The following is a 20,771-nucleotide window of genomic DNA, read 5'->3' as shown; positions in this document are numbered from 1 at the left end:
TTTATCTGTAAATTTTGTGTTTTTGAATGGTATTAGCTTTAAAATATTGAACTACCTCATCTGCAATCTGTTCTACCTTTGAAGTATTGTCCTGGGTATAGTTACAAAGAAAAACGTCAAAAGTAAGCTGTTTAAATTCAGGCCAGGTATGGATACAAAGATGAGACTCCTTGAGACATACAGCGGCTGTGAAGCTCTGATTGTCAAAAATGTGATTGGTAATTCCTACAATTTCCACATCTTTAGTGGCCAGGATACCTTCTGTAAATTCCAGAAAACCCTTGCTGTCTAATAACAAATCTTCTGACTCTGTTTCCAAAGTCAGAAGAATATGTAAACCTTTACTTGATAATGGTTTCAATTAATTTTTTTCGTAAATATATTATTTTTTTGGCAGAAATACTTCAGCAAGCATACATCTTGCACTTCCACCACCATTTACTTCAATAGTAGTAAGATCTGAATAGATAATTTCACAATATTTTTCAATGGCTGCTACCTGCTCAGGACTCAAAGACTGATAAGCTGTCTGGCTCATTACCAGGAACTTTTCTCCATCTTTATTTTGAACCTGAAGCATATTTCCTGCAAACTGCTGCATTTGTTCCTCAGAAATTTCTACAATCTCTTTTCCGGAATTTTTGATCGTTTCAATTACTTTTTCTCTTTCCAGCTCATCATCAATACAATCGAGACAGATTACCACAAACTTATCTGCCACACACATCATTACATTGGTGTGATAAATAGGAAGTCTTTCTGTACCTACTGTTTGATAAGAATGAAAAACAATCGGTGTGAAACCATATTTTGCACAGAAATCTCTGAATAGCTGTTCATCCAATCTTAGAGAAACAGATCCGTAAGCAATTTTGTTATCATGATCGAAAATCATACTTCCTGTTCCCTCCAGAAAATGTCCCTGAGTTTCAGAAAATGACCAGTCATCAATTTCAGCAACATCAAATCCTTGATCCTTGATGCTTTCAATAATATCTTCTCTTCTTTCCACCCGTCTGTTGGACGCGAACATGGGGTATAAAACCACTTTCCCGTCCTTATGGAAGCTCACCCAGTTATTAGGGAATATAGAATCCGGTGTATGAGGATCCAGGGTATCTTTTATGGAGATCACATTGATTCCTTTGTTTCTCAGTTTTCCGACAAAAGTATTGAATTCAGCCAAAGCCTTAGACTGAATATCAGCTCCTGTCTGCTCAACCTGGAAATAATTGTTTTTCGCAGTTTCTGCGTTATAACCGAATGCGATCGGCTCTATCATTAATACGGTATCTGTTGTCTGCATTTCTTTTAAGTTTGAGGGTGTTAGTGTATGAGGGTTTGTGAGTTATCAGTCATATTTTTCAATCTTTCTGTTCTGTATCGAGCGAAGAGAATGAACACCATTTTTCTGATTGCCCCATCATAATAACTAACATTCCAATAATTTGATTATACTCATTATTTAATTTTCCAAACTCTTCAGTATTGATATACTCACAAGCCAAAGCAAACTGAAGCCATGTTTGGGTCTCCCTTGCCTCCCCTTCAGAATCTGTGAGTTTAGCAATAAAGGATCTTTCATATTTTCTTTTTCCCCAAGCCTCACTAATATTGGCTGAAAACGGATCTTGATGATCTTCTGATCTGATCCGTAAGGGAATAGTGTTCTTCTTTTGGGAAAGATTTTGAGAGGTCATAAATTTGCTGTGCCATATCAAAAGACTTTTTAAAAACCTTCAAATCCTGGTGAAATTTAATCGTTGACATAATTTGATTATTTAAGATTAATAATTCACTTAAACACTCCAATGGTCCTACTCTACTACTCTCCCATTCAATTACTCTCTCACAAGAGGCATGGTAGAACATCTCAATAAACCACCCATTTTAGAGATCTCTCTGTAAGGTATTTCTTCTACGGTCATTCCCCATTCATTTCTCAAATGGTTATTCATTCTGGTAAAAGCCTTATCAGACACTACAATTTCCGGTGAAATAGAGAAAATATTCGGGAACATTTCAAACATCTCATCGTCATTAATATGGAAACAGTTTTCTTCTCCAAAAATATCGATGATTAAGCGGTAATCGCTCTCATCTACAAATCCGTTTTTATAGATGATACATTTGTCTTCTCCAATGGGGTTAAAGGTACAGTCTAAATGCAGAATTCCTTCAAATGGAACTTTATCATTTTTCTTCAATTCGAGATCAATGATTCTTTTCTTTGGAAAATATTCTTTTAAAATTTCTATGGCATATTCGTTTGTTCTTGCCGTTTTATAATTTCTGTAATCTTCGCTGAAACAAGTTCCTATAAAAAGAAAATCATTCCAGACAATTACATCACCACCTTCAATATGTGCTGTTTCCGGAAGATTGATAATTTTTCTCCAGGCTACCTTTTCAAAAACGCTCTTATATGCTTCCTGTTCATCTGCTCTGTCAGCAATCACATTGGAAATAATCATTTTATCATCAATGACAAAGGCTACATCTCGTGAAAAAACCTGATTGTAATCTTTGATAATGCTAGGGCGAAGCACCTCAACATCATATTTCTTTAATACTGCCTCAAAAGCATTCATTTCATTGATAATATCCACCTCTTTAGGATAGATATTGTGTTCGATTGAGTAATATGACTTGGCGTCATAACTTTCTTCTAATGTGGGAACTGGTCCCAAAGAATTAGGCTGGCCTAGAACTACTGACTTCAGCCTTCCCGTTTCGTTTTTAATGTTTAGTCTCATAAAGATTTATGCAATACTACAAATATAAGTAAAGGACTCTACCTGCAAAACTTTTGCATTATTTTATCCGGCAATTTTGAATTTATTTATACAATAACTCCACCTGGAATTTTCACTTCCTTCTTAATATTTCGCCCCATTTTCCGGAATAAAATCAAAATTTCTTATCATCCATGATCTACAACCTACTATATTTCATCTACATAAGGATGAAAAAAAATAGCATTATTATAGAATATTTTCATACTTTAGTGATATAATTTTCGCGAAATTATAACTAAAACTTAACTACTTAACATCAAAACAACAAAATCATGAACAAGAACAATCCAGTGCTGAAAAATGCACGAAAATTAGGGAGAGATCAACAGAAATCCGTTATGGGAGGAGCTCCTATCTCAACTGGCAGAAGATGCTGTGAGTGGGATGAAAATGGAGTATGCTATATCTGGACATGTGACAGATGTCATTGTCCATAAATAAATTAAGAACCTGCTTTTTCAAGCAGGTTTTCTTTTATCTTGTCCTGTTCTCCTCTTCGGTCTTCTGAATTTCTTTAGCCTGGTATTTTGAACTACCGAAATTATAGCTTAATGAAAGAAAGAACCGGCTGCTGTCCCACCAATGGGTAAAACGATTATCCATAATCTGTTTATGCCGGAATTCCAGGCGTTGGTCATATGAATCAAAAATATTATTATACCCAATTTTGGTATTCAGCTTATTATCCAACCAAAACTTCTGTACTGAAAGATCTACCGTGTAACGCGGTTTGATGATGTAAAGGCTGTTCCCGCTTTTGGATTCATAATTCGCAAACAGATTAATAGTATATCCTTTTGGCAGAGTGAAAACCTGGTTTAACCTGATTTCGTAATTATAAATTTTCAATGCAAAAACATCGTCAAGATAAGGTCTGAATTCATAATTATAATATCCTGCAAACTGGCTGGTTACAGTCCACCATTTCTTGATTTTCAGGGGAAAGCTGGTTTCCAGAACGGCAAATTTCCGGTAGGGAAGATTGGTTCCCAGATACTCCAGCACATTCGTTTCAGGATTATAGATTGGATAACGGGTCATTACATCTTTTTCTTTTCCCAGGGTAAAACTTGTAATCCAGTTCTTGTAGCGATAAGTAGCTTTGATCTGGCTGGTAAAAGAAGGTAGCAGATAAGGGTTTCCTATCCAGTAATTCAAAGGACTAAAATAAAACCGGAAGGGGTTAAGCTGTGAAAAAACAGGCCTGGTTATTTTCCTGCTGTAGGAGAAAGACAGCTCGTTAGATGGATTAATGGTATAACTTGCACTGAAAGCGGGTAGCCATTCCAGATAATTTCTTGAAACCAGAGAGTCTACGGTAATGGCATTGGAAATACTGTTTGTATTTTCAAATCTTATTCCTGCATTGATCTGAAGTTTTCCCAACTTTTGCCTGTACGCTAGATAGCCTGCCCATATTTTCTCTTTATAGGAAAATATATTGCTTCTTGCCGGATCAAATACAAACTGCCCTGCTGCTGATAAGGTATCATACCTGATATTATTATGGGTATCTGACTGGCTGTATTTAATTCCTACTTCCATATCTGCGTTTCCAATCTTTTGGGAAGCATCAATTTGGCCCGTATAAATGCTAATTTTATTAAAAAGATCAGATTTCCAGTAGGATAATAATGCTGATGAGCCTTTATTTCTATTGATAAAATCGTCCTGTTGTTTGTTTTTAACGGAGAGATAATTACCCAAAAAGTCAATTTTAAATCCTTTATTCTGGAAAGAATAATTGGCCGTCATCCCATAATTATCCTGCGAATAAGAAATAGGATTTTCACTTTCGGTATGGGAAACAAGTTTCGTTTCACTTTTGTCAGTTGTATATAGAGATCCTGAGCGGATACGGTCATTTTCCCGGAAGTTACCTCTTAGATTTATACTCACCCGGTTTTTATCATTCACTCTGAAATCTACTCCGGTTTGGATACTATAAACGGCTCCCCTATCTTCCTGATAGGTTTTGGTTCGCATAACATTCGTATTGGCTAGCCGCTGCAGTGCGTGATAACGGTAAGTTGAAATTCCATCATTGTATCCTGCCTGTATACTATAAGCAACCTTTCCTGTATTATATGTTAAATTCAGAGAATTCTCCCGGGTACTGAATTTGTTTATATAGAGATTTCCATTATAGCTTCCTTTCCAACCAAGGTTGGTATTCTTTTTTAGTTTAATATCAATAATCCCCTTGAATTCTGCATCATACTTTGAAGAAGGATTGGAATTCACTTCTAGAGACTCCACCATTTCTGGCGGCAAAGACCGTAAATATGCCTGTAGCTCCTGATTAGTCATCACCACAGGTTTTCCATCAATAAATATTGCCGGAGTCACTCTTCCCCCGATAAAAATCCCACCCTCCTGGTCTATGGCAACTCCAGGGGTTTTTCTAAGGACTTCAAAAAGGTTCGTTGATGTTCTAAAATCTTTATTACCGGAAACAGCCATCACCACATTTCCATCATTCAACTTGATACTACGTGAAGCAGACTGAATAATCACTTCTGAAATCGCTGTTGTTTCAGATTTGCCATCGGTAAGAGAATCTGAAACTTTTCTTTTTAAAACATCCTGAGCTTTCCCAAAAGTTGACAACAACAAAAGCAACATGAACAGCCCTAATTTAATCATCATAAATTTTAAATTTTATGAATCAAAAGTATCGGCTTGAGGTAAGAATAGGGTTTTAAAGTTTAAATTCCGCAGTACGAAATTATAAATTTGAACTCTGAAACTTAGATTCTGCGGGAGTTTGCAGTTGTTTGTACAAAAGAGGTGTTGTATTTTTAAATCTCTTAAATGTAGAAAAAAATGTAGACTTGGAATTGAATCCAACCTCGTATCCTATCTCTTCAATCTTTAAACAGGAACCGTTTTCAATTTTTTCACAGGCTTCATCAATTCTGTATTCATTGATGTATGTGGAAAAACTTTTACCTAAATTATCATTCAGCAACTGAGAAAGCTGATGGGCAGACATATTCATTCTGGAAGCGAGATCACTTAATTTCAGATTTGGATTCTTATACAGTTCTTCTGACTTCATCAATCGTTCCAGCTTTGAAACAAAACTGTCCGCCCGTTCTCCAGAGATTTTCTTATTAGAATATTTATTAGGCTCTTTCGTGATAACCTGCTGATATTTTTTGTTGAAGAAAATCAGAAAATTAGCATACAATACAAATGAGAATACCAAGCTTCCCCCTGCACAGTAGATTGCCACCCAACCTGTCGAGATCAGCTGATATGTCAAAAAGATAATTACATTACTGAGGAGTACAGGAAGAACAAATTTATTGGCAATTTTAATATTCTGCTTTGAAAATATATAATACTGGTATACGGCAAGAAATACGAATACCGACCAGACTGTATAAATAAAAGTTCCAAAATAATGATCCCAGGTAACCGGAAAAAATAAATAAAGCAGTCCAACAGCTCCTAAAATAAGGGTTAATATTCCAAACATCCGTCGGCAGCTTCTCCAATCAAAGTCTTCCTGCTGAAAAGAAGATTTAATGTAATAAAATAAAGCCGGACCTGTAAAAAATAATGCTGAGAACCCCAAATGTGGAATAATCCTCGGTATTTCCGGATAGAAATACATACCTACTGACACCCCCACTCTTAAACTTAACATCAGCAGCAGAAGCCCCAGGAAAAAATCGGGTACATATTTCAGTTTTTTGACAAACAACAGATAAATCCCCAGCAAAAGCCCATTGAAAGCTCCTACTGCACTGAAAAAAAATAACAACTGTTGTCCTAAGGTCATGATTTACTAATTTTTATTTTTTAACAGAAATACGTTATGAAGGCACCCATAGAAACAAATTTTTAGTTTGTTTTACGTCATAAAGTTTATTCATTTGGCTTGAGTCAAAACCTATATTCTGCAAAAGTAAATTTAATAAATTATTGAATTGAAATTCAAATAGATAAATATTTTTTTGGGTTTGGCTAAAGCCCATGGAATTTTTGTTTATTTCCAAACGGGCTAAAGCCCTTTCCTATTGAATAATAAGCGTTGTGGATAAAACATTATTTGGATCCTTGGGTTGGCAAAGATATACTGTAAACAACGGCTAAGGGTCATAATGAGAATAGTTGTATTCATTACTTGATCACTCACTACCCACTCCTATACTCCTAGCCCCGATAGTAACGGCTACCCCGCAACACAAGCTGGAAAGCCTGAGGATTTTGGGATGGCAGGGTATTGGCGTGAGGAGTATGAGTGGATAGTGGGAAATAGCTTCTGATCCTGAAAAACAAAAAATCCCAAAGCGTACTTTGGGATTTTGTTATGATAAAATGAAAGATTATCTGCTTGCAATATCGATATAGTTTCTTTCCTGAGCTCCTTGGTAAACCTGTCTTGGTCTTCCAATTGGATCTCCTTTCAGTCTCATCTCTTTCCATTGAGAAATCCATCCCGGAAGTCTTCCTAATGCAAACATTACTGTAAACATTTCTGTAGGAATTCCTAATGCTCTGTAGATAATACCTGAGTAGAAGTCTACGTTTGGATATAATTTTCTTTCAATGAAGTACTCGTCCTCAAGGGCTACTCTTTCTAACTGCATAGCAATGTCAAGAGCTTTGTCCTGGATACCAAGTGCCGTAAGGATATCGTCAGCTGCTTTTTTAATGATTTTCGCTCTTGGGTCGAAGTTTTTGTAAACTCTGTGTCCGAAGCCCATTAGACGGAAGTTATCATTTTTATCTTTAGCTTTAGCCACATATTTAGATACGTCACCACCATCTTTCTCGATCAGCTCAAGCATTTCGATTACTGCCTGGTTAGCACCCCCGTGAAGAGGTCCCCAAAGTGCAGATACTCCAGCAGAGATAGAAGCGAAAAGACCTGTATGTGCAGAACCTACCATTCTTACTGTAGAAGTAGAACAGTTTTGTTCGTGGTCAGCGTGAAGTATTAATAATTTATCTAATGCATTAACTACTACCGGATCGATTTCGAAATCAGCGTTTGGTAATCTGAATGCCATTTTGTAGAAGTTCTCTACATAGCTTAGGTTGTTATCACCGTGGTTTAATGGTAAACCTTGAGTTTTTCTGTAAGTCCACGCACAAAGGTGAGAGAATTTAGCAATCATCAACTCAGCAGCGTGATCCATTTCTTCTTTAGAGTTTACGTTAACAGCTTTAGGGTTAAAAGCAGTCAATGCAGACGTCATAGAAGAAAGAACTCCCATAGGGTGAGCAGAACGAGGAAAAACATCAATGATCTTTTTCATCTCATCTGCGATGAAGTTATATTTTTTAATATTGTTGTCGAAAGAAGTAAATTGATCCTGAGTAGGTAATTCTCCATGTAATAAAAGGTACATTACTTCTGTGAAGTTAGATTTCTCAGCAATCTGCTCGATTGGATAACCTCTGTAGAATAATTCTCCTTTATCTCCGTCTAAGTAAGTGATGTCGCTAATAGTAGCTCCTGTATTTTTGTAACCTAAATCCAGAGTGATTAAACCTGTCTGGTCTCTTAATTTTGAAATATCAATCCCTCTGTCTCCGATAGTACTATCCACGATAGGATATTCATATGAATTACCGTCGTAATTCAATATTACTTTGTTGTCTGACATTATTTATTTATTTTTTTTAAATATACCACTTTCCATAAAATACGGCAAACAAAAATTATCGCTTGCCGTCATTTATAAATTCAATTATCTTTTAATTTTAAAAGCCTCTAATCCTGGGAAAATTGCTGTTTCTCCTAAAGCCTCTTCGATTCTCAACAGTTGGTTATATTTTGCCATTCTGTCTGATCTTGAAGCAGACCCGGTTTTGATCTGTCCACAGTTCATAGCTACAGCTAAATCAGCGATAGTAGCATCTTCTGTTTCTCCTGATCTGTGAGACATTACTGAAGTGAATTTGTTATTCTGAGCCATTTGTACTGCAGCCATTGTTTCAGAAAGAGATCCAATCTGGTTTACTTTTACAAGAATTGAGTTGGCAATTCCTTCTTTTACTCCTCTTGATAATCTTTCTACGTTTGTTACGAATAAATCGTCACCTACCAATTGTACTCTGTCACCAATTTTATCCGTTAACATTTTCCATCCTTCCCAGTCATTTTCCTGCATACCATCTTCGATAGAAATAATAGGATATTTAGCGGCCAATTCTGCTAAGTAAGAAACCTGCTCACTGCTTGAGAACTGAGCAGCATCCGGAGTTTGGAATTTTCTGTAATCGTATACTCCATCTTTGTAAAATTCTGAAGCAGCACAGTCTAATGCTAACATTACATCATCACCTGGCTTATATCCAGCTTTTTCAATAGCCTGAAGTAAAGTATCCAAAGCATCTTCAGTTCCTTTGAAAGTAGGTGCGAAACCACCTTCATCACCTACTGCCGTAGATAAACCTCTTGAATGAAGGATAGATTTAAGGTTATGGAAAATCTCAGTTCCTTTTCTCAATGCATGAGAGAAAGAATCTGCTTTTACCGGCATTACCATAAATTCCTGGAACGCAATAGGAGCATCTGAGTGAGATCCACCATTGATTACGTTCATCATAGGAACAGGAAGTGTGTTTGCATTGACTCCTCCTACATATTTATATAAAGGCATTCCCAATTCTGCAGCAGCAGCTTTTGCTACGGCTAAGGAAACTCCTAAAATAGCGTTAGCTCCCAGGTTTCCTTTGTTTGGAGTTCCATCAAGATCAATCATGATCTGATCGATATAGTTTTGTTCAAAAACCGGCTGTCCAACTAAATTTTCGGCAATTACTTCTTTTACATTTTCAACAGCTTTCAGAACTCCTTTTCCTAGATACTCTGAACCACCGTCACGTAGCTCTACTGCTTCATGTTCTCCTGTAGATGCTCCCGAAGGTACAGCTGCACGTCCCATTGCTCCGCTTTCTGTAAACACATCCACTTCAATGGTAGGATTACCTCTGGAATCTAAAATTTGTCTTGCTTCTATGTAAGAAATTGCACTCATTTTTTATTTTTTTTAGTTTATACAAATTTAATCAAAATTTAACTTTTTGGGGGTATTAAGTGTCATCTTTTAGAATAATTTCAGAGTTAAATTTTAGTTAATTTTAATATTATGATAAGTAAGAATTCAAAAATGAAACATCCATCTCTTCATTTTGTTGTCTATATCATTTCATACAGGAAAAAAACCTTCTTTGATTTGTTTCAAAAAAGGTTTTATCATACTTAAACCTACCCTATTTAGGATAAACTTAAAAGGTATTAATGGCTATCAGTCAGACAAATTCGCTGCTATGGAAAAAAAGCCAAAAAGATTACCGTTATCCGGATCATATTTCACGGTTATTGGCAGCCAGATTGTTTTGAAGAGGTTTATTCTTAAAGTAGAATTGAGACTGAAAATACTCTTTGGAAAAATGGAGGTTTTTCCAAACTGATGTTCCAGCTGGGTAAAGAATTTAAACTCCATCTTGGGCTCATTATCTTTATTCTCAAGCAAGACTTTATTCACTCCAAAATTGATCAAACCTACCTGATTATCATAATTTGTAGCGGGCTTCAATGTATCTTTGGAAACTTTAAATGAGGCATTAGCTTCTATTTCCCAAGGTTTTCTTTGGAGTTTATTAGAAATTCCTACCGTCATTTTTGTTGCCACGTTATAAATTCCCTGTTTATTTTCTCTGTCATACTCCATGGCCGGGGAAATGGTCCAGAGCATTCTTCTTGAATAAGTTTCAGCAACTTCTTTATACAGCATTTTAAGAGGGTCTTTTCCTTCCCGGTAGCTTTTTACAATTCTCTTATAATCTTCATCATCTGTTCCTCTAAAAACGTCACGATCAAAATTGATTTGATTAATGTCATTTGTAAGCATCATAAAATTACCTTCTTTTTTGGCATCGTCCCATTTTTTGTTTAGAGCTTCCAGTTCTTTAGTATTGATATAGTCTTTTAGTGCTTCAAGTTCCCCATCTATATCTGTCTGTACTTCATTTATTTCCTTATCCTCTAAACCCTCCAGTACTTTGTCAAATCCTATTTGTTTCAAATGACTTTCATCAGGACTTAAATTCACCTTTGAAAATAAAGCCCGTAATCGTTTGTTGATTTTTATCTGGGTAAAGCATGGATCCTCATATTTTGAGCTCTTATTTAATGATTGCAATATTGAATTGATCTGTGTTTTTGCCGAATCAATTTTCTGATTGCTGATCTCTTCTTTTTTTATTCGTAAAGCATGCAGTGATTTTTTAATATCGGCCTGTATAAACACATTCTTTTCAAGGGCTGCAAAATCTTTAGAATCCAGGCTGTCTTTTTTCAAATCTTTATTATTAACAATCGCGGTTGTAAATCCAAAATAAATACTTGATATAGAATTTTGTTCATTGGCTTTTAGCTTAAAATCAAATGAAGTCTGCTTGATAAAATCACTTGGATTACCTTTTGAAAGATGGAATAAGGAATCAATGGCATATAGTGTTGTATTAAGACTGAATGATTTCTCTTTGCTTGTAATATTATTCAATGCCGTTCTAAGAAATGTTGTCAGGATTTCTTTGGTATTATCTGTCTTATAAAGGTTGGTCGCTTTATTGATCTCAGCTTTATTTACTGGCAATTTCATACTTTCATCCTGTTGTGCTTTTATATAGCAACTGAGACATAAAAACACAAATACTATAATGTTACCTATTGTTTTCATTTCTTTGTTTTTATGATATATCCTGGTGAAAAATCTGTATTTGAGAATGCAGCCTGAACAGGTTTTGTAATTTCGCCTGTGATGCTTACCTCAAATGTTCCAAACGTAAATCCTGTAACATCTACAATATATGAGGTCCCTGGTTCCAGGTCATCAAGTTCAAAAATGAAACTTTTGTAGAATACTTTTCGTAAATCATAGGGTTTATTGGTGGCGTTAGAACTGAATACATCAATTATTGCCATGTTGTTTACACCTGTACATGTTCCTTGAATGGTTAACTTTTTCATGATCTTAGTTTTTAAATTATTGTTTATTGGGTGAAGGGGCTAAAAGTCCGGCTAGCGCGCCTATTGCCCCTGATGAAATAGCTGTAAAAATGGTAATCAACTGGGTATCGAAACGGAGATTATTCATTGTAATAAGGATGAGTCCTGTTATGATACCCAGAACAGCTAATCCAAGCATAATCACTATAATTCTGTAGATCCAGTAATCTGTGTCTTTTGGATTTCTTATTTCCACATTTTTTAATGCTTCTACAGGATTGAGTTTAAATTTCTCCTGGAGATCAGTATTGTTTTTTAAAGCAATCTCCAGATCTCCAATACTGTCATTAATTAAAGTTTTCATGGCTATTTGTTTTATAGATCAAATTTCCATCTAAAAACCACGCCTGTCAATTACACAAACGGGTGATTATAAAAACAAAGCAGCACCATTAAAAAAATGATGCTGTTCAAAAAAACTAATAATTATTTACAGTGTTATCTTAAAGAGTAAGCAGGTTCCCGAATCTCCGGAGGACTGTTCAAACTCACCGCCTTGTTCATTCATCCTTCTTCTCATATTCCGAAAGCCATTCCCTTCCCGCTGCCCTTCGGAGATTCCAATCCCGTTATCTGATATTTTCATAGTAAAGACATTTTTTTCCTGGGAAAATGAAAGTTTTAGTTCATCTGCGCGGCTATGCTTATACCCATTATTAACCGCTTCTTTCAAACATAAAAAAAGATTCCGTCTCAGTTCTGTAGAGATAGGAATTTCTGATACAATATCTATGCTTTCTGACCATAGTTTTATTTGGGTCTTTTTCAGAAAATGATCAGCATATTGGATTACATAGTCTATAAAGCTACCCAACGTATCATTTTCTGAATTCAGGCTCCAAAGCATTTCCCGCATGGAGATATTCATTTCTTCAGACGTTTTCAGTAATTCATTGATATCATCCTGCACGTCATCTTTTTCTACTTTCTGTTTTAGGAATTCAGCCTGAAGCTTAAGGGCTGAAATGCCTGCTCCAAGATCATCATGCATATCATGGGAAATACGTTCCCGTTCCTGCTCTATTGATTTTTGTTTTTCAAGTTCTTTTTGGAGAAGCTGGTTTTGATGCTCGACCTCTTTGAGTTGTTTCTCCTTAAGGTATAAAAGCTGTCTCTTATTATACATTAACACAACAAAAACAATAAAACAGACAAACAACATCATTATTGAGATTGCAATAATATAAGCCAATTTGATATCATCCTGAATATGGGTCATAGAGTTGATTGTCTTTCATATTTAATTAGTGCCATATAAAACATACTATACATCATAATATTAATAATATTCTGTCCAACTTTTAAAAACTGCAGAAATTCGTTATCATTCTCTGCGAAAAAAAACATTGGGGTAACCCTGAAAATAAAAAAACAACTCCACATCAACAATGCAGTAGAGATCCAGAAAACAGGATCATTTGTAATTTTATGCTCATCAAAAAAGGATATTTTCTGATAAAACCAGAGCATCGCATTCATGATGTAAAATAAGGTAATTGTTATTCCTATTCTCTTATCAAAATCATTTTCTAAAAAATGAGTACAAAAAAATATATAGCCTAATGATAGGACTGTACTCAACAGGGCTATTTTTTTTATAATGCCTTTAAAAAGCAACGAGTAGTAAAAATAAAAGAATACAATACAAAAGATAAAATAAAGGTTATACTGCAGTCCTACCTTCACATCGGGATTACACTGGTCTCTTGTGAAGGAAAGCCACTCGTTCATAAAAGTGATGAGAAAATAAACAAAAAGATAATTCTGGGCAGAGAAAGAATATTTTCTACCCAGATAAAAAGATTTTATTAAAGGAAATAATAATAGTATCTTATATATAATTCCTATCAGCATTTTGATTAGGGTTTTAAGTCACCTGCATCATAATAAAAGTTGATAATATCACTTGATATATTCACATCCCTTGCCGCACTTGTATCATCGTAATTCGTTTTTACAGCAAATGAAATTCTTGAATCTTTATTTTTGGTGTAGTCTATTAAAGTACCGTCTTTTCTAGTAAAATCTTTAAACTGAATGTATTCAAACTGAAGATCAATAATTTTGTGTAGAGTCATTGCTTCAATATCACGTGTCATTTGAAGATACCTTTTTATATCATCAAGGGTATATATAATCATATCACAAGGATCATTTTTACTCACACTATCTACCAGCTTACTTTTGAAAGCGTCAAATTTTTTCTTTTTATCTTTAAATATACCATTCGAATCCGGCACGAAATGATCACCTGACAAAATATAGAGAGCATCTTTATCATAGTTCAAAATATTGTCATCTGACAGGGCCATTCCTAAAGATAGAGAGTCGTTTGCATCTGAAAGGAAAAAAAACTTTGCATTTTTTTTATTAGCACTATTGATCATTTTTTCAAAATCATTATAGTTTAAATTAATTTTAAGATGAGATTTCAGATTCAGGTTTTTAAAATTCTCTTTACCTTTTATTATTTCTTCATTGGAAATCCTGTCCAGAAAATCGATATGAAAATTTCCTTTTTTATTTACGGATCCATTCTTATCTGTATTTGCTCCTACCTTACCGGTATCTCCCGACTTTTTACAGGTTATTAAAAACAGCGGTAGTGTTAGTAACGGAATAATCTTTAAGAATTTAATAGTTTTCATGGTTTCTTAGTTTTTAGTTTGGTTGAGTTTATTGATGGCCTCCACTTTATTATTGACGTGAAGTTTTCTGTAGATATTTCCAACATGTTTTTTTACCGTATCCATGCTGATGAATTTTTTATCGGCAATTTCTTTGTACAGAAGCCCCTGTGAGAGGAGTTCCAGGATTTCTTTTTCGCGCTCGGTAAGTTCATCAAAGCCTTTAACCTCAGGAGCTTCTTTTTCAAAATGATGGAGAACTTTGCGGGCGATAGAGAAACTCATGGGAGCGCCTCCGTTGTGTACGTCCCGGATAGAGGAAAGAATTTTATCCATACTTTCTCCCTTTACAAGATATCCCATAGCACCTGCTTTTAAGGAATTGAAGATTTTTTCATCCTCTTCAAAGCTTGTACACATAATAAACTGGGTATTGGGCATATCTTTCCGCAATTTGAGTATGATTTCAATTCCCAACATATCCTGTAACTGAATATCCATCATCACAACATCCGGAGAAATACTGGCGAGATTATTCAGGGCATCATTGCCATCAAAGAACTGAGCAATTACTTTCATGTCCTGTTGATAATTGATTACCTTCTTCAACGCATTGTTGTAGTTCTTCTCGTCTTCTACTATGGCTATAGAAATACTCATGTCCTTTTTGTTTGAAACAAATTTCAATAGAAAACAAAGCCGAATCAATTACCCCTTTGGGTAATTTTAAAATCAGAGTTTACATTTATGGTTCAGTCTTTAGTTTTATTAAATTTAACTAATTTTTCGCTTCAAAAAATATATTATTTGAAATTATTTTGAAATAAATAAACTTAACATTGAATTAATAATAATTTCATAGTGAAAGATCAGAAGTTATTTCACAAGCTCATCCAGAATCGGATGGTCAATACTGCTGATTGAAGTGTTATTTTCAAAAATCTGTTCAAATATCTGAATCTTATTGCTTCCTTTCTTCAGCCACGCTCCGGGAATATATAAGGTTTGTTGAGGACCCACCTTACTCCAATAGCGTCCTATATTTTTTCCGTTGATAAAAACGATTCCTTTCCCCAGCTTCCGCATATCAAGAAAAGTATCTCCTGTTTCATTAAGAATAAATTCAGCTTCCTGAACCACGGGGGAATGGGACGCTATATTTTTCATTTTATCGGAAAGCTTGGGAAATGTATCAAAAGGTAAGGGAAGCATTTCCCAATTTCCGGAAACTTCAATACCGTTTATTTTTACCGGGCTGATAATTCCTTTTACATTGTGAACAATATCAGCTCCGTAATTAATCCGGCCCATATTTTCTACCAAAATCACCAGGCGGTTTCCGGCTTTGATTTCAATATCGATATCATATTTTTTATTAACTCTGTTAAGTTCTCCTTTCCAAATACCATTTACATAGATATTGGCATAATCTCTCAATCCTTTTATCTCCAGTATACCTTTCTGATCTTTGTCGAATTTTCTTCTATACAAAACGTACCCATGTCCGGTATTTAGATCTTCAAAAGTGAGCGGCTGATTATTAACAACAGGTTTCTGCTGATCCGTGATATCAAACAGACTGTTAGTCTTTGAAAACTTAATTTCAGGAATGGTAATTACTTTAATGGGATTGGGTACTTGCGGAAGAGGATCTGGATTGATTTTTTGAAATGCTTTCCTTAAAGCAATATATTTCGGGGTAGCCCAGCCCGCCTCATTGATAGGGGCATCGTAATCATAACTTGTAAGATCGGGCTGAATATCGTGGTCTTTATCATAATTGGCTCCGTTTGTAAAACCAAAATTTGTCCCGCCATGGATCATATAATAATTAAAGGAGATTCCATTTTTTATGTACAGCTCGGTCTGTTTCAGGACCTCTTCCGTGGAAACTTTTACAAATGGTTCAGCCCAATGATCCAACCAGCCCGGATAATATTCCGCAACCATATACGGTCCTTTTCCGTTATTGTATTCATTAATGCTTTTCTTTAAAACATCAATATCACTTTCCCCATTTGCAGTGGGCAAAGCTCCTTCAATAGATCCTCCTTTGAAAAGTGAGCTTCCGTCAGAAGTAAATAAAGGGGTGGAAATCCCAGCCTTCAAAAGCATATCTTTTATTTTATGGCTGTATTGGCGGTGTTGCTCCAAAGGAATATCTTTTCTTTGGGCAACATATGATCCAAATTCATTTTCTGCCTGAACCATAATCACAGGACCACCGTTATTAATCTGTAAAGGAACAATTTGTTGAGCTAGCTGGTTGATGTATTTTTCACATTCCTCTAAAAAAGCTTTATTATCAGTCCTTATTTCGAGTTCCTTATTCTTTTGCAGCCACCAGGGATATCCGCCAAACTCCCATTCTGCACAAACATAGGGGCCGGGACGAATAATAACATATAAGCCTACTTCTTTGGCTGTTTTAATGAATTTCTGTAAATCCTTCTCACCGGAAAAATTCCATTTGCCGGGGGCTTCTTCGTGGTAATTCCAAAAGACATATGTAGTAACAGTATTCAGCCCCATGGCTTTCATCATTTGAAGACGATGCTTCCAATAGGGTGACGGAACTCTCGGGTAATGCATTTCACCCGAATAAATGGTGAATGGCTTTCCATTCAATAAAAACTGCCCCCCTTTAATTTCGAAATTTCCTTTCTGAGAAAATGCTAAATTTGTGGAGAGAATGAACAGAACAATACATATATATTTGTTGAAATTCTTCATAGTATAGGGCATGATTTTTGTAAAATTAAATTACAAAAAAATCAATTTGAATATCAAAAAAATAATCATGAAAAAAAGCATTTTGGTACTGGGTGCAGTACTTACATTAACAGCAATAAGCTGCAAGAAAAGTGAAAGCGGAAACAAAAGCGTTATCAAAGCAGACAGTTCGGAAACCTTAGTGACTGATACTAATGGAAAAGTTGATTCAGTAACACAAAGTTCATCGACCATAGAGGTCAATGGTCAAAAAACTGAAAAAACCGATTTTGTTTATAAAGCAACAGACGGAACATTGGTAAAAGTAGTTTTCAAAAATGATCCTAAGGAAAATACAGTAGCTATTACCAGCAATAAGAAAACATTCACGTTACCTAAAACGGAAACCAAAGATGGTGAAACCATTTATAAAAAAGATGATATGACAGCCAGGGTAAAAGGAGACAGCCTCCACCTTGAGCAAGGCAATAATATTATTGAACTGAAAAGAACAAAGATTTAAGTTGGAATCCGGTTTCGGATTTGGGGCTATCTATTATCCCAATAGACTACCAATAAAAAAACCATCCGGAGTCCGGATGGTTTTCAATTTATATCTGAATGAATATTATTCCTCAGTTTTTTCTTCAGTAGTATCAGCTTTTGCTTCTTCTACTTTTTCTTCTACTACTGGAGCATCAGCAACTACTGCTTCAACTTTTTTAGATGTAGTAGCTCTTCTGCTTCTTCTTGTAGCTTTTTTCTCTTCAGCATTAGGGTTGTAAAGCTCGTTGAAATCTACCAATTCGATAAGAGCCATATCAGCAGCATCACCTGGTCTGAAACCTGTCTTAATGATTCTTGTATAACCACCGTTTCTTTCAGCGATTTTAGGAGCTACAGTTCTGAATAATTCAGCAACCGCAAATTTATTTTGAAGGTAAGAGAATACTACTCTTCTGTTATGTGTAGTATCTTCTTTTGCTTTTGTTAATAGAGGCTCAACATATACTCTTAAAGCCTTAGCTTTAGCTACAGTAGTGTTGATTCTTTTATGCTCAATTAGAGAACAAGCCATATTAGAAAGTAAAGCACTTCTGTGAGAAGCTGTTCTTCCTAAGTGATTGAATTTTTTACCGTGTCTCATTATTAATTATTTATCAGCGTCTAACTTATATTTTGCAACGTCGAAACCGAAGTTAAGACCTTTTGAATGCACTAATTCTTCTAGTTCTGTCAAAGATTTTTTACCAAAATTTCTGAATTTCATCAAATCAGACTTACTGTAAGAAACAAGTTCTCCAAGAGTTTCTACTTCAGCTGCTTTCAGACAGTTAAGGGCTCTTACAGAAAGATCCATATCTGCTAATTTAGACTTAAGAAGTTGTCTTGTATGAAGAGTTTCTTCATCGTATTGGATAGATGCTTTTACAGCTTCAGTTTCAAGAGTGATTCTCTCATCAGAGAATAACATGAAGTGATAAATTAATATCTTAGAAGCTTCTGTTAAAGCATTTTGAGGACTGATGGAACCATCAGTTTCTATATCTAATACAAGTTTTTCGTAGTCTGTTTTTTGCTCTACACGATAATTTTCAATGCTGTATTGTACTTTCTTGATTGGCGTGAAAATAGAGTCAATAGCAATAGTACCAATAGGTGCATTGTTTGACTTATTTTGTTCTGAAGGAACATACCCTCTACCTTTTTCAATATTGAAAGTAATTTCGAAAGTTACATCACTGTTTAGGTTGCAGATCATTAAATCTGGGTTTAGAACCTCAAATCCGTTGATAGACTTTCCTAAATCACCAGCAGTAATAACCGTTTGACCTGAAACTTTAGCAACAACCTGCTCGTTAGCCTGGCCTTCTGCTGTAGCTTTTAATCTCACCTGCTTAAGGTTAAGAATAATTTCGGTAACATCTTCGATTACTCCTGGAATAGTTGAAAATTCGTGCTCTACACCTTCTATTTTGATAGATGAAATAGCGTATCCTTCCAGAGAAGAAAGTAACACTCTTCTCAAAGCATTACCTATTGTAAGCCCGAAACCTGGTTCTAAAGGTCTGAATTCAAATTGACCTTTAAATTCATCAGAGTTAAGTAAAATTACTTTATCGGGTTTTATGAATTGTAAAATTGCCATATTATTGGGTTGAGCAAAAATTTGATTAAAAAATTATTTAGAGTAAAGTTCGACGATAAGGTTCTCCTTGATGTCTTCCGGAATTTGGATTCTTTCAGGAGCAGAAATGAAGGTACCTTCTTTCTTCTCATCGTTGAATTGTAACCACTCATAATTTGCTTTAGAAGCTAATGCATTTGTTACCACGTCAAGAGATTTAGATTTCTCTCTTACAGCGATTACATCACCAGCTTTTACCAAATACGAAGGGATGTTAAGAATTTCTCCATTCACAGTAATGTGTCTGTGAGAAACTAGTTGTCTAGCACCAGATCTAGTTTTAGCAAAACCTAATCTGTATACTACGTTATCCAATCTTGATTCACAAAGTTGTAAAAGAACTTCACCTGTTACTCCTTTGCTTCTGTGTGCTTTTTCAAATAGGTTAGCAAACTGTCTTTCTAAAATACCGTAAGTATATTTAGCTTTTTGTTTTTCAGCTAACTGAACTGCATATTCTGATTTTTTAGCACCTCTTCTTTTGTTAGGACCGTGTTGTCCTGGCGGTTGGTTTTTTCTCTTTTCGAAGTTCTTATCATCTCCGTAGATTGCAGCTCCAAACTTTCTAGCAATCTTAGTTTTAGGTCCAATATATCTTGCCATAATGGGTAAATTCTAAAAATTAAACTCTTCTTCTTTTAGGTGGTCTACATCCATTGTGTGGCATTGGCGTCACATCAACGATTTCGCTAACTTCAATTCCTGAATTGTGAATCGTTCTGATAGCAGATTCTCTACCTGCACCAGGACCTTTCACATACACCTTTACTCTTCTTAATCCAGCTTCGTGAGCAACATTAGAGCAATTTTCAGCTGCCATTTGAGCAGCAAAAGGAGTGTTCTTTTTAGAACCTCTGAATCCCATTTTACCGGCAGACGCCCAAGAGATAACCTCTCCACTTTTATTTGTTAAAGAAATGATGATGTTATTGAAAGAAGCTTGAATATGTGCTTCACCAATAGCTTCAACTTTTACTTTTCTTTTTTTAACTACTTTACTTTGTTTTGCCATAATTCCTAACGATTATTTACTTGCCTTTTTCTTGTTAGCAACTGTTTTTCTCTTTCCTTTACGGGTTCTAGAGTTGTTTTTCGTTCTCTGGCCTCTTAAAGGTAATCCTAGTCTGTGACGTATTCCTCGTTGGCATCCTATGTCCATCAATCTCTTGATGTTCAATTGCACTTCAGATCTTAATTCTCCTTCTACTTTTACGTTGTCAGAGATATATGTTCTGATTGCAGCCAATTCATCGTCATTCCATTCGTTGACTTTCTTGTCTTCGCTGATACCGGCAGCTTTAAGGATTTCAGAAGAAGTACTTCTTCCTACTCCATAGATGTAAGTTAAACCGATAACACCTCTTTTGTTTTTTGGTAAATCAATACCTGCAATTCTCGCCATAATTTAA

The 20,771-nt window shown here is 35.3% G+C and carries 24 protein-coding genes; 2 read left to right on the top strand and 22 right to left on the bottom strand.

What is annotated here, in order from left to right:
• Window position 1: 1 nt before the first annotated feature.
• Genes JML65_RS05485 through JML65_RS05470 form a run of 5 tightly spaced genes read right to left on the bottom strand, consistent with a single transcriptional unit; the run spans window position 2 to window position 2,756 of the window.
• Entirely contained in the window at window positions 2-361 is a 360-nt protein-coding gene (locus JML65_RS05485; protein WP_047491509.1) for an S-adenosylmethionine decarboxylase family protein, read from the bottom strand.
• Window positions 362-382: 21 nt separating this feature from the next.
• Window positions 383-1,306 carry a citrulline utilization hydrolase CtlX gene (gene ctlX / locus JML65_RS05480; RefSeq protein WP_047491507.1) on the bottom strand — a complete coding sequence of 308 codons (924 nt, stop codon included), beginning with the start codon at window positions 1,304-1,306 and terminating at the stop codon, window positions 383-385.
• Between the two features lie 58 nt (window positions 1,307-1,364).
• Window positions 1,365-1,700: a four helix bundle protein gene (locus JML65_RS05475; protein WP_317194030.1), complete on the bottom strand. Its 336-nt coding sequence runs from the start codon at window positions 1,698-1,700 to the stop codon at window positions 1,365-1,367.
• Window positions 1,609-1,872 (bottom strand): four helix bundle protein, encoded by a 264-nt coding sequence (locus JML65_RS24060; protein WP_317194029.1) that lies wholly within the window; start codon window positions 1,870-1,872, stop codon window positions 1,609-1,611. Before JML65_RS24060 ends, JML65_RS05475 begins: the two co-directional genes overlap by 92 nt.
• Window positions 1,842-2,756 (bottom strand): dimethylarginine dimethylaminohydrolase family protein, encoded by a 915-nt coding sequence (locus tag JML65_RS05470; RefSeq protein ID WP_047491500.1) that lies wholly within the window; start codon window positions 2,754-2,756, stop codon window positions 1,842-1,844. The genes JML65_RS24060 and JML65_RS05470 overlap by 31 nt, the downstream gene beginning before the upstream one ends.
• A 314-nt stretch (window positions 2,757-3,070) precedes the next feature.
• On the opposite strand from JML65_RS05470, the gene JML65_RS05465 reads away from it, so the two are divergent.
• Window positions 3,071-3,235, top strand: a complete 165-nt coding sequence (locus tag JML65_RS05465; RefSeq protein WP_156126082.1) for a hypothetical protein — start codon at window positions 3,071-3,073, stop codon at window positions 3,233-3,235.
• 37 nt (window positions 3,236-3,272) lie between these two features.
• On the opposite strand, the gene JML65_RS05460 is transcribed toward JML65_RS05465, so the two are convergent.
• From JML65_RS05460 to JML65_RS05405, 12 genes are all read right to left on the bottom strand, one after another.
• A complete protein-coding gene (locus JML65_RS05460) occupies window positions 3,273-5,447 on the bottom strand; it encodes an outer membrane beta-barrel family protein (RefSeq protein WP_202270139.1) in 2,175 nt (724 codons plus the stop codon).
• A gap of 79 nt (window positions 5,448-5,526) precedes the next feature.
• Window positions 5,527-6,588, bottom strand: a complete 1,062-nt coding sequence (locus tag JML65_RS05455) for a helix-turn-helix domain-containing protein (protein WP_202270138.1) — start codon at window positions 6,586-6,588, stop codon at window positions 5,527-5,529.
• Window positions 6,589-7,135: 547 nt separating this feature from the next.
• Complete coding sequence (locus JML65_RS05450) at window positions 7,136-8,422, bottom strand: citrate synthase (protein ID WP_047491490.1); 1,287 nt, start codon at window positions 8,420-8,422, stop codon at window positions 7,136-7,138.
• An 84-nt stretch (window positions 8,423-8,506) separates the two neighbouring features.
• Window positions 8,507-9,799, bottom strand: a complete 1,293-nt coding sequence (gene eno, locus JML65_RS05445) for a phosphopyruvate hydratase (protein ID WP_047491487.1) — start codon at window positions 9,797-9,799, stop codon at window positions 8,507-8,509.
• Between the two features lie 270 nt (window positions 9,800-10,069).
• Window positions 10,070-11,506, bottom strand: coding sequence for a hypothetical protein (locus JML65_RS05440; protein WP_237390790.1), 1,437 nt, complete (start codon window positions 11,504-11,506; stop codon window positions 10,070-10,072).
• Entirely contained in the window at window positions 11,503-11,796 is a 294-nt protein-coding gene (locus JML65_RS05435) for a hypothetical protein (protein WP_202270136.1), read from the bottom strand. Before JML65_RS05435 ends, JML65_RS05440 begins: the two co-directional genes overlap by 4 nt.
• 16 nt (window positions 11,797-11,812) lie before the next feature.
• On the bottom strand, window positions 11,813-12,139 hold the full coding sequence (locus JML65_RS05430; protein ID WP_047491476.1) for a hypothetical protein: 327 nt from the start codon (window positions 12,137-12,139) through the stop codon (window positions 11,813-11,815).
• A gap of 126 nt (window positions 12,140-12,265) precedes the next feature.
• Window positions 12,266-13,054 (bottom strand): sensor histidine kinase, encoded by a 789-nt coding sequence (locus JML65_RS05425; RefSeq protein WP_202270135.1) that lies wholly within the window; start codon window positions 13,052-13,054, stop codon window positions 12,266-12,268.
• Complete coding sequence (locus tag JML65_RS05420) at window positions 13,051-13,416, bottom strand: hypothetical protein (protein WP_202270134.1); 366 nt, start codon at window positions 13,414-13,416, stop codon at window positions 13,051-13,053. Before JML65_RS05420 ends, JML65_RS05425 begins: the two co-directional genes overlap by 4 nt.
• Before the next feature lie 278 nt (window positions 13,417-13,694).
• Complete coding sequence (locus JML65_RS05415) at window positions 13,695-14,483, bottom strand: hypothetical protein (protein WP_202270133.1); 789 nt, start codon at window positions 14,481-14,483, stop codon at window positions 13,695-13,697.
• A gap of 6 nt (window positions 14,484-14,489) precedes the next feature.
• Entirely contained in the window at window positions 14,490-15,122 is a 633-nt protein-coding gene (locus JML65_RS05410) for a response regulator (protein ID WP_047491464.1), read from the bottom strand.
• A gap of 216 nt (window positions 15,123-15,338) precedes the next feature.
• Window positions 15,339-17,195 carry a glycoside hydrolase family 35 protein gene (locus tag JML65_RS05405; RefSeq protein WP_237390789.1) on the bottom strand — a complete coding sequence of 619 codons (1,857 nt, stop codon included), beginning with the start codon at window positions 17,193-17,195 and terminating at the stop codon, window positions 15,339-15,341.
• Between the two features lie 67 nt (window positions 17,196-17,262).
• On the opposite strand from JML65_RS05405, the gene JML65_RS05400 reads away from it, so the two are divergent.
• The gene (locus tag JML65_RS05400; RefSeq protein ID WP_084086626.1) at window positions 17,263-17,697 is read left to right on the top strand and encodes a hypothetical protein; all 435 of its coding nucleotides are present in this window, start codon (window positions 17,263-17,265) and stop codon (window positions 17,695-17,697) included.
• Window positions 17,698-17,802: 105 nt separating this feature from the next.
• On the opposite strand, the gene rplQ is transcribed toward JML65_RS05400, so the two are convergent.
• From rplQ to rpsM, 5 genes are read right to left on the bottom strand one after another with little or no spacing between them, the layout of a single operon-like run.
• Window positions 17,803-18,321: a 50S ribosomal protein L17 gene (gene rplQ / locus JML65_RS05395; RefSeq protein WP_047491461.1), complete on the bottom strand. Its 519-nt coding sequence runs from the start codon at window positions 18,319-18,321 to the stop codon at window positions 17,803-17,805.
• Window positions 18,322-18,327: 6 nt separating this feature from the next.
• Window positions 18,328-19,323: a DNA-directed RNA polymerase subunit alpha gene (locus tag JML65_RS05390; protein WP_047491458.1), complete on the bottom strand. Its 996-nt coding sequence runs from the start codon at window positions 19,321-19,323 to the stop codon at window positions 18,328-18,330.
• 33 nt (window positions 19,324-19,356) lie between these two features.
• On the bottom strand, window positions 19,357-19,965 hold the full coding sequence (gene rpsD / locus JML65_RS05385; RefSeq protein WP_047491456.1) for a 30S ribosomal protein S4: 609 nt from the start codon (window positions 19,963-19,965) through the stop codon (window positions 19,357-19,359).
• 19 nt (window positions 19,966-19,984) lie between these two features.
• Window positions 19,985-20,374 carry a 30S ribosomal protein S11 gene (gene rpsK / locus JML65_RS05380; RefSeq protein ID WP_047491454.1) on the bottom strand — a complete coding sequence of 130 codons (390 nt, stop codon included), beginning with the start codon at window positions 20,372-20,374 and terminating at the stop codon, window positions 19,985-19,987.
• Window positions 20,375-20,386: 12 nt separating this feature from the next.
• Entirely contained in the window at window positions 20,387-20,764 is a 378-nt protein-coding gene (gene rpsM / locus JML65_RS05375; protein ID WP_047491452.1) for a 30S ribosomal protein S13, read from the bottom strand.
• Between the last annotated feature and the right edge of the window lie 7 nt (window positions 20,765-20,771).

This window comes from Chryseobacterium sp. KMC2 (genome assembly GCF_016756935.1).
In the GTDB taxonomy this organism is placed as follows: domain Bacteria; phylum Bacteroidota; class Bacteroidia; order Flavobacteriales; family Weeksellaceae; genus Chryseobacterium; species Chryseobacterium rhizosphaerae.
This window is presented reverse-complemented; position numbering and strand designations above follow the sequence as displayed.

What these genes read in the sequence shown, in the direction of transcription:
- ctlX (WP_047491507.1), bottom strand. Translation starts at nt 1,306, where the DNA reads ATGCAGACAACAGATACCGTATTAATGATAGAGCCGATCGCATTCGGT.
- JML65_RS05475 (WP_317194030.1), bottom strand. Translation starts at nt 1,700, where the DNA reads ATGACCTCTCAAAATCTTTCCCAAAAGAAGAACACTATTCCCTTACGG.
- JML65_RS24060 (WP_317194029.1), bottom strand. Translation starts at nt 1,872, where the DNA reads ATGTTCTACCATGCCTCTTGTGAGAGAGTAATTGAATGGGAGAGTAGT.
- JML65_RS05470 (WP_047491500.1), bottom strand. Translation starts at nt 2,756, where the DNA reads ATGAGACTAAACATTAAAAACGAAACGGGAAGGCTGAAGTCAGTAGTT.
- JML65_RS05465 (WP_156126082.1), top strand. Translation starts at nt 3,071, where the DNA reads ATGAACAAGAACAATCCAGTGCTGAAAAATGCACGAAAATTAGGGAGA.
- JML65_RS05460 (WP_202270139.1), bottom strand. Translation starts at nt 5,447, where the DNA reads ATGATGATTAAATTAGGGCTGTTCATGTTGCTTTTGTTGTTGTCAACT.
- JML65_RS05455 (WP_202270138.1), bottom strand. Translation starts at nt 6,588, where the DNA reads ATGACCTTAGGACAACAGTTGTTATTTTTTTTCAGTGCAGTAGGAGCT.
- JML65_RS05450 (WP_047491490.1), bottom strand. Translation starts at nt 8,422, where the DNA reads ATGTCAGACAACAAAGTAATATTGAATTACGACGGTAATTCATATGAA.
- eno (WP_047491487.1), bottom strand. Translation starts at nt 9,799, where the DNA reads ATGAGTGCAATTTCTTACATAGAAGCAAGACAAATTTTAGATTCCAGA.
- JML65_RS05440 (WP_237390790.1), bottom strand. Translation starts at nt 11,506, where the DNA reads ATGAAAACAATAGGTAACATTATAGTATTTGTGTTTTTATGTCTCAGT.
- JML65_RS05435 (WP_202270136.1), bottom strand. Translation starts at nt 11,796, where the DNA reads ATGAAAAAGTTAACCATTCAAGGAACATGTACAGGTGTAAACAACATG.
- JML65_RS05430 (WP_047491476.1), bottom strand. Translation starts at nt 12,139, where the DNA reads ATGAAAACTTTAATTAATGACAGTATTGGAGATCTGGAGATTGCTTTA.
- JML65_RS05425 (WP_202270135.1), bottom strand. Translation starts at nt 13,054, where the DNA reads ATGACCCATATTCAGGATGATATCAAATTGGCTTATATTATTGCAATC.
- JML65_RS05415 (WP_202270133.1), bottom strand. Translation starts at nt 14,483, where the DNA reads ATGAAAACTATTAAATTCTTAAAGATTATTCCGTTACTAACACTACCG.
- JML65_RS05410 (WP_047491464.1), bottom strand. Translation starts at nt 15,122, where the DNA reads ATGAGTATTTCTATAGCCATAGTAGAAGACGAGAAGAACTACAACAAT.
- JML65_RS05405 (WP_237390789.1), bottom strand. Translation starts at nt 17,195, where the DNA reads ATGAAGAATTTCAACAAATATATATGTATTGTTCTGTTCATTCTCTCC.
- JML65_RS05400 (WP_084086626.1), top strand. Translation starts at nt 17,263, where the DNA reads ATGAAAAAAAGCATTTTGGTACTGGGTGCAGTACTTACATTAACAGCA.
- rplQ (WP_047491461.1), bottom strand. Translation starts at nt 18,321, where the DNA reads ATGAGACACGGTAAAAAATTCAATCACTTAGGAAGAACAGCTTCTCAC.
- JML65_RS05390 (WP_047491458.1), bottom strand. Translation starts at nt 19,323, where the DNA reads ATGGCAATTTTACAATTCATAAAACCCGATAAAGTAATTTTACTTAAC.
- rpsD (WP_047491456.1), bottom strand. Translation starts at nt 19,965, where the DNA reads ATGGCAAGATATATTGGACCTAAAACTAAGATTGCTAGAAAGTTTGGA.
- rpsK (WP_047491454.1), bottom strand. Translation starts at nt 20,374, where the DNA reads ATGGCAAAACAAAGTAAAGTAGTTAAAAAAAGAAAAGTAAAAGTTGAA.
- rpsM (WP_047491452.1), bottom strand. Translation starts at nt 20,764, where the DNA reads ATGGCGAGAATTGCAGGTATTGATTTACCAAAAAACAAAAGAGGTGTT.